Source organism: Streptomyces glaucescens (assembly GCF_002154375.1).
Taxonomy (GTDB): Bacteria; Actinomycetota; Actinomycetes; order Streptomycetales; family Streptomycetaceae; genus Streptomyces; species Streptomyces glaucescens.
Genome location: NZ_MUND01001042.1, coordinates 1 through 1,778 on the forward strand (window position 1 = coordinate 1; position 1,778 = coordinate 1,778).

At 72.2% G+C, this 1,778-nt stretch carries 2 protein-coding genes; both read right to left on the reverse strand.

Annotated features, from left to right (window positions below):
- Positions 1 to 31 precede the first annotated feature (31 nt).
- Complete coding sequence (locus CCN42_RS40425) at positions 32 to 970, reverse strand: YihY/virulence factor BrkB family protein (protein ID WP_086742058.1); 939 nt, start codon at positions 968 to 970, stop codon at positions 32 to 34.
- 91 nt (positions 971 to 1,061) lie between these two features.
- On the reverse strand, positions 1,062 to 1,778 hold a 717-nt coding region (locus CCN42_RS40430; protein ID WP_086742057.1), incomplete at its 5' end, for a hypothetical protein.

Below are 1,778 nucleotides of genomic sequence, written 5' to 3' on the forward strand. Positions count from 1 at the left end.
GGCGGAGCCTGACCCGTTACCGCGCTCGGCATCACGGGTCGTGTGCTGGAGGCACCGTGCGGGACGGTGCCGCCGGTGCGTCGTCGGCCGCGGGGCTGCGCTCGGGGCCGGAGCTTCCCTCCACAGCGGCTTCGCCGGCCGGCGCCGCTGTCGCCGTCCAGGCGGCGCTGTACAGCAGCAGTCTGGCCATGAGATTGATCCACAGTACGACGGCGACCGGCACGGCGAAGGCGCCGTACATGCTTTTCGCCGCGACACCCTGCAAGTAGCCGGTCAGCAGCAGCTTGAGCAGTTCGAAGCCGACAGCACCGATCAAGCCGGCGATCACGACCGCACGTCGGCCGGGATGGACCCCCGGCAACCGGGTGAGCACGTAGATCAGCAGCAGGAAGTCGACGAGCAGGGCGATGACCAGGCCTGCCAGGAACAGCAGCGCCCGTCCTGCCCCGCCCTCGACCCCGGCCTTGTCGGCCACCCAGCCGACCGCGGCGTTCGCGAACACCGAACTGCCGATCGCGACCAACCCGACCACGCCGAGCCCGACCAGCACACAGGCGTCCCTGAGCTTGAGCAGGAACGGATTGCCCGGGTCCTGCTCCTTCTCCCACACAGCGCGCAGACACCCGCGCAGAGAGCCGACCCAGTTGACGCCGATCACGAGCAGCAGCGCGCCCGCGATGAGCCCCACGGTGCCGGCGTGAGCGACGAGGCTGTCCAGGTCCAGCAGGTCGGAAAGGCCCGGCGCCTGGTCGGCGATCTTGTCCTGGAGTTTCCCGAGCTGGTCGTCGCTCAGCAGCTTGGCGCCGATGGCGGCCCCGACGGTTATCAGGGGGAAGAGCGCGACGAAACTGGTGAAGGTGATGGCGGCGGCGAGCTGGGCCCAGTGGACCGCCGCCAGCCGCTCGTACGATCGCCACACGCGCGTACGCATCATCGCTGCGATCACGGGAAGCCGTGTCAGCCATTTCATGATGACCACCCGCTCTCAGCGTATCCCGGCGTGAGATGAGGTATCCCTCGCAGGAATGGCGAGGTGAGGTCACGTGATCGCCCGGACGCCCCTACCGGGGCAGGACCAGGACGTACGCCGCCGGGTCCCGGTCCGCCGAGGCCATCAGGGCCGTGCGGACGACCGTGGCCTGCTGCTCCGGGGACTCGCGGAGCTTCCTCGGCGTGATGTGCACGACCGTGATGCCCAGCCGCTCCAGGTGCTCGCGCTTGCGGGCGTACTCCGACCACATCGCGTCCTCGTCCTGGCGCGGGGCGCGGGTGTCGAGTTCGACGGCGACCGCGTGCTCCGGCCAGTAGGCGTCCAGGCCGCCGAGGTGGGGGCCGCCGGGGAGCCTCAGGTCCACGTTCCACACCGGGTCCGGCAGGCCGAACTCCCGCACCATCCGGTACAGCCGCTGCTCCGCGATCGCCCGGCCCTCCGCCAGCAGCGAGTCCACCGCGTCCACCACGTGCGGCCGGTTCAGCAGCTTCGCGTCGGTCAGCGCGCGGACCACCGCCGCCGGGTCGCAGTGGCCGCCCCGGACGGCCTCGGTGAGCAGCCGGCGCACCGCGCCCGCGTCCGGCAGGTCCGCCACCGCGTCGGCGAGCGCGCGCGGCACCGGGGCGACGGGGAGGCCCGTGACCTGCTGGGGGGCGGGGAGCGCGGCGGTGCGCAGGATCCGCGCGAAGCCCGTCGTGCGCAGCCGGCGCAGCCGGGGGACCAGGACGTCGATCCGGTCCAGGGCGGGCAGCGGCGGCGGGGTGGTGAAGCCGTGCAGGGTGAGGGC